The organism is Rhizobacter sp. P3_B12 (assembly GCF_056402895.1).
Window position 1 is genome coordinate 1 of record NZ_JBFUGN010000387.1, and the last position, 5,350, is coordinate 5,350.

5 protein-coding genes are annotated in these 5,350 nt (G+C 69.8%); all 5 read right to left on the reverse strand.

All coding sequences use genetic code 11. The annotated features are described in order from the left end of the window. Positions 1-388, reverse strand: a 388-nt coding sequence (locus tag AC1D01_RS19180) for an FAD-binding oxidoreductase (RefSeq protein ID WP_477869050.1), incomplete at its 3' end; no start/stop codon positions are given. Next, positions 385-993 carry a sulfite oxidase-like oxidoreductase gene (locus tag AC1D01_RS19185; protein ID WP_477869052.1) on the reverse strand — a complete coding sequence of 203 codons (609 nt, stop codon included), beginning with the start codon at positions 991-993 and terminating at the stop codon, positions 385-387. The genes AC1D01_RS19180 and AC1D01_RS19185, both read right to left, overlap by 4 nt. Before the next feature lie 17 nt (positions 994-1,010). Then, positions 1,011-3,542, reverse strand: a complete 2,532-nt coding sequence (locus AC1D01_RS19190; protein ID WP_477869054.1) for an ATP-binding protein — start codon at positions 3,540-3,542, stop codon at positions 1,011-1,013. 85 nt (positions 3,543-3,627) lie between these two features. Further along, positions 3,628-4,578, reverse strand: coding sequence for a diiron oxygenase (locus AC1D01_RS19195; protein ID WP_477869056.1), 951 nt, complete (start codon positions 4,576-4,578; stop codon positions 3,628-3,630). Positions 4,579-4,761: 183 nt separating this feature from the next. Continuing rightward, positions 4,762-5,148, reverse strand: coding sequence for a hypothetical protein (locus AC1D01_RS19200; protein ID WP_477869058.1), 387 nt, complete (start codon positions 5,146-5,148; stop codon positions 4,762-4,764). Positions 5,149-5,350: the final 202 nt, after the last annotated feature.

Genomic DNA, 5,350 nt, shown 5'->3' on the forward strand with positions numbered 1-5,350 from the left:
GCATCGCCAGCAGCGGGACGACGCCGGAGCCGCCGCCCACCAGCAGCAAGGGACCGCCGTCGGCCGGCTGCCACACGAAGTGCCCGCCGATCGGGCCGCGCGCCTCGAGTGCGTCGCCGGCCTGGGCTGCTTCGTGGAWCCAGGGCGAGACCTCGCCGGCGTCGAGCCGCTCGACCATCAGCTCGACCCGTGCCGCACCCGGCACCGACGCGATCGAGTAGCTGCGCTGCGCCTGGTAGCCATCGGGCGCCGTCAGCCGCAGGTCCAGGTGCTGGCCGGCATGCTGCGCGGCCAGCTGCAGGCGCAGGAACACGCTGGCCACCCGCGGCGTGCGGGGCCGGACCTCGTCGATCACCACGTCGCTCCAGTCCACGTGCCAGCCCCTCACGGATCGTTCGTGTAGCGCTGCTCGCGCCACGGATCGCCGCGCATGTGATAGCCGCGCAGCTCCCAGAATCCGGCCTCGTCGCGGGCGGTGAAGCGCAGGCCCTTGAGCCATTTCGCGCTCTTCCAGAAATACAGGTGCGGCACCAGCAGCCGGGCCGGGCCGCCGTGCTCGGGCGCGAGCGGGGCGCCGCCGAAGCGCGTCGCGACCATCGCCTGCCCGTTGGCGAGGTCGGCCATCGGCACGTTGGTGTCGTAGTCGTCGAACGAGCGCGCCAGCACCCAGGGCGTGGGCGCCTCGATGCCGGCGGCGCGCAGCAGGTCGTCGACGGTGACGCCCTGCCATTCGGTGTCGAACTTCGACCAGGTGGTCACGCAATGGATGTCGCCGCGCCAGGTGGTCTGGGGCAGGGCGTTGAACTCGTCCCAGGACCAGCTGGCCAACGGCCGCGGGCCGTCGTGCAGCGTGAAGCGCCAGTCGGCCAGCGGCACCTCGGGCGTCGGGCCGTACGACAGCACCGGGAAGTCGTCGGTGAGGTGCTGGCCGGGTGGCAGCCGCTTCGCCACGTCGATGGCCGGGCGGCGGCCGAAGAATCCGCGGGTTGCCATGTGAATCTCCTTCTTGACTACAAGCCTCGCACGTCCGATTCGACGCGTGCAAGTTCCGCGCCGATCTCGTCGAGCGCCGCGCCCAGGTCGCCGCTCGTGCCGGTGTGCACGCTGTCGGCCAGTGCCATCGACAGCGTGGCCAGCCGCTCGGCGCCGAGTTGCCGCCCCRAGGTGGCCAGCGCATGCGCGGCGCGCTTCAGCTCGGTCCACTGCACCGGTTCGGCGGCCGCCGCGCGCATCTGCTGCATCAGCCGCGGCGCCTCGCCGAGGAAGGTCGAGGTGACCGAATGCAGCAGGTCGTGCATGCCCGGCCGCTGCCGGGCCCGCAGTTCGGCCAGGGCCTGCGGCGCCAGGCGCGGCGGCGCGCTGAGCCAGCGCTGCAGCACATGCTCGATCACGTCGCGGGTGAAGGGCTTCGCGATGTAGTCGTTCATGCCGGCGGCGAGGCAGTCTTCGCGGTCGCCGGCCATCGCATTGGCGGTCAGCGCGATGATCGGCAGCTCGCGCTCGCCCTGGGCCCGGATGCGGCGGGTCGCCTCCAGCCCGTCGATGCCCGGCATCTGGCAGTCCATCAGCACGGCGTCGTAGACGCGCTCGCGGCAGCGGGCGATGGCCTGCAGCCCATCGGTCGCGCGGTCGACCTGCAGGTTCAGCGATTCGAGCATCGCCGCCGCGACCTCCATGTTCACCGGGTTGTCTTCGGCCAGCAGCACGCGGCGGCCGGACAGCGGCGTGCTGCCGGCGCTCGGTGCGGCCGGCCGCTCGCGGGACGCCGGCACGCCCTGCGCCGTGGCGAACGGGATGCGCACGAAGAAGGTGGAGCCGTGCCCCTTGGCGCTGTCGACCGCGATCGTTCCGCCCATCAGCGTGACGAGTTGCCGCGTGATCGCGAGCCCGAGCCCCGTGCCGCCGTAGCGGCGGGTCATCGAGCCGTCGGCCTGCGTGAAGGGCTGGAAGAGCAGGGCGCGGGCCGCGTCGTCCATGCCGATGCCGGTGTCGCTCACGCAGAACTCGATGCGCGGCCCGGGCGCCGCGCCGGCATCGAGCGCGCCGAGCTTCAGCTCGATCTGGCCCTGCTCGGTGAACTTGACCGCATTGCTCAGCAAGTTGGCGAGCACCTGGCGCAGCCGCATCGGGTCGCCGCGCACCACCTGCGGCACGCCATGGCCGATCTCGACGGACAGCGCCACCCCTTTGCGGCGGGTCGCCGCGGCATGCAGCCCGAGCTCGTCGTGCACCAGCGCGGACAGGTCGAAATCGATCGCCTCGAGCTCGACCTTGCCGGCCTCGATCTTGGACACGTCGAGGATGTCGTTGATCAGGTGCAGCATCGTCTCGCCGGAGCCGTAGGCGGCGGTCGCGAGGTCGCGCTGGCGGGCCGTCAGCTCGGTCTGCAGCAACAGCTCGGTCATGCCGAGCACGCCGTTCATCGGCGTGCGGATCTCGTGGCTCATGTTGGCCAGGAAGGCGGATTTCGCGCGGCTCGCGCTTTCAGCGGCGGAGCGGGCGCGCTCGAGCTCGCTCAGCATCTGGTCGCGCCGCTCCAGCAGGCGATAGACCGACAGCGTGAGCCACAGCAGCAGGGCGTTCATCGCGAGCGCCACCGACACGACCAGCCAGTTGGTGCGGCGCCAGTGCGCCAGCACGACGGTCTCGGTGGCGATGATGCTGACCACCATCGGGTAGGCCTGCGACACGGCCGGCGCGACGATGCGCAGCCGCGAATCGCTCGGGTCGGTGGGGCGCGGGTCGTTGAAGACCGCGGTGCCGCCGATCTGCGCCCCCTCGGCCAGCGCGCGCAGCGACCCACTGCCCTTGATGACCTGGCCCATGAAATCCTCGCGCGGCGGGTGGCGCGCCAGCAACGTGGCGTCGCCGCGCAGCAGCGCCAGCGAGACGTCGCCCTGCTCGAAGTTCATCGAGCGGTAGAAGCGCTCGAAATACTCGCTCTCGATGCCGACCTGCGCGACGCCGATCATGCGGCCCTGCGGATTGCGCAGCTTGCGCACGAGATAGAAGGTCCAGCGGCCGTTGCCGCGGTTCTTGACCGGCTCGGACAGGAAGACCTCCAGCGACGGGTTGGACAGGTGGGTCTTCAGGTAGTCGCGGTCGGACACGTTGATGTCGGGCGGCGGGTAGCCGCGCGAGAAATTGACGATGTCGCCGGCGGTGGTCGCGATCGAGATCACGTCGATCTGTGGCAGGTCCTTCTGGCGCTCGCGCATCATGTCGAACACCGATTGCCGGCCGGCGATGCGCCGCAGCGCGCCCTCGTCGATCGGCTCGGACTTGTTGATCTCGTCGATCACGCGGCCGAGGACGGCATCGGCCGCGGCGAGCGTCTGGTCGGCATGGCGCACCGCCAGCGTCGAGAGCTTGGAGAGAAACAGCCGCCAGTCGTCGAGGGCGTCCTGGCGGCTGCGCCAGCTGATGAAACCGGCGGCCGACAGCGTCAGCACCATCACCAGCAGCCCCACGACCAGCACCGACTGGCTGCGGCGCAGGCCGGGCCGGCGCGGGGCGAGGGCGCTCGCTCCCGAGCCTGCCACTGCATGCGGAACTGCCGGACCCGCCTGATGCCCCTTCCTCATCAGCGGATGATGCCGCGTTTTGCCATCGGCAGGCGCAGGGGAATCAGCCGATCAGCGGTGTGAGTGCATGGGTCACGCGGTTCATCTGCGCCTCGGTGAGCAGGCCGGTGAGCAGCTGGAAGAAGCGGGGCTGCTCGATGCCGGAGACGATGTACTGCCAGCGGTAGGCCCGCAGCATCACGGTGTGCAGCTGGTCCAGTTGCTCCGGCGAGCGCGGGCCGAGCAGGTGGATGAAGTACCGGACGTCGGACCTGCTCTGCGCACGCAGCAGCCCGTCGATGGCGAGCATCAGCGCGATCAGGTCGTCGACCGCCGCATCGCGCTGGGCCGGCGTCAGCCTGGCGTCTTCCCGCTGCCATTCGATCTCGTCGAGCACCGCGTGCTGGGATTCCTCTTTCCAGTGGAAGCGGAACACGTCCCTGAACAGTTCGGACAGCTCGGGATCGGGATGGATGCTGCGCTGGTAGTGCGTCTGCGTGAAGAGCTCGATGTGGCAGGTCAGCGCCAGCACCGCCCAGGTCGATTTGCTGAGCACCAGGCGGGCAACGGGGTCGGCCTCGGGCACGAACTGGTAGCCGGGCGCCATGCCGGTGGCCATCAGGTGCTCGAGCCGCCGGAACAGCGCCTGGTGCTTCAGCTCTTCGTCGCTGAATCGGATCAGCGCCTCGAGGGCGAGCTGGTCGCCGAACCAGTACTCGCGGCTCACGTCGAGCAGCTTGGCATTGATGAAGCGCTCGACCATGCCGAACATGTTGGCGTAGGTGCGGCCCTGGATCTGGCTGAGCAGCCGTTTCTCGGCGCTGCTGCAGCCGTGCAGCCGGTCGAGCTGCGTCAGCCCGTCGGGCAGGAACTTCTGGTCGAAATCGAAGCTGCGGCTGCGGATGACGTCGCGGTCGATGTCCCAGCGCACGCGCTTCGAGAGCTCGATGCAGCGGGCGTAGCGGGCGGTGGTTTCGGGATCGGTGACTTCGGGAACGGTGGCTTCAGTGCTCATGATCAGTCCTCCTGAATGTGTGTGCGGATCGGTGGAGCACCGGCGACCCTAGCCACCACAAGAGGAGAAATTGTGCAGTTCACCCTGTTCGCAGCAGGCTCGGCGTATTGCAAACCGCGCTGCAAACGATGCCAGGCAGAGCACGCAGCGCGCGACGGCGCTGCGGCTGCTGCCGGGCAAGGCTCAGGCCGTGCCCGCGCCGGCCGCGCGTTGCGGCAGGGTGGGACCGGTTTTCGGTCGTCGCCGGCCGACGCGCGCTCGCATCACCGGCGTCGAGAGCGGCGCCCTGACGGCCGCGGCGGCGACCTGGATCGGCTGTGCGAGCCACGCGGGTGCCTGCCAGTCGCCGAACCAGACGGGTGCGGGCTGTGCGGTCGCACGCGGCGTCAACTGCTCGTCGACGATGCGCCCGAGCTTCATCAGCAAGGCGCGCGCGTAGTCGGCCTCGTCGGCGACGAGGTGCTGCAGTTCATCGCGGATCTGCATCACCTGCAGCCGCAGCTGCTGCACCGGCGCGACAGGGGCGTGGCGTTCGATCGCCTCGAGGTGCTCATGGGTCAATCGAGTCATGGATGAGGGCCCTCCGGGTTGGAATGGTTGGGTTCGTTGGCAACACGCGATTACCTTTCAGTGCTTGCGGCGCGGACGCGGCCGTGGCAGCAGTGTCCGGTCCGGCGTGCCAGGGGCGTTCGATCCATGCGAATGGGCGATGGTGAATGCGAAGCAGCCGAGGTGGGCCCGGAGGGGATGCCGCTCGGGCGCCTTTCTCAGA

What these genes read in the sequence shown, in the direction of transcription:
- AC1D01_RS19185 (WP_477869052.1), bottom strand. Translation starts at nt 993, where the DNA reads ATGGCAACCCGCGGATTCTTCGGCCGCCGCCCGGCCATCGACGTGGCG.
- AC1D01_RS19195 (WP_477869056.1), bottom strand. Translation starts at nt 4,578, where the DNA reads ATGAGCACTGAAGCCACCGTTCCCGAAGTCACCGATCCCGAAACCACC.
- AC1D01_RS19200 (WP_477869058.1), bottom strand. Translation starts at nt 5,148, where the DNA reads ATGACTCGATTGACCCATGAGCACCTCGAGGCGATCGAACGCCACGCC.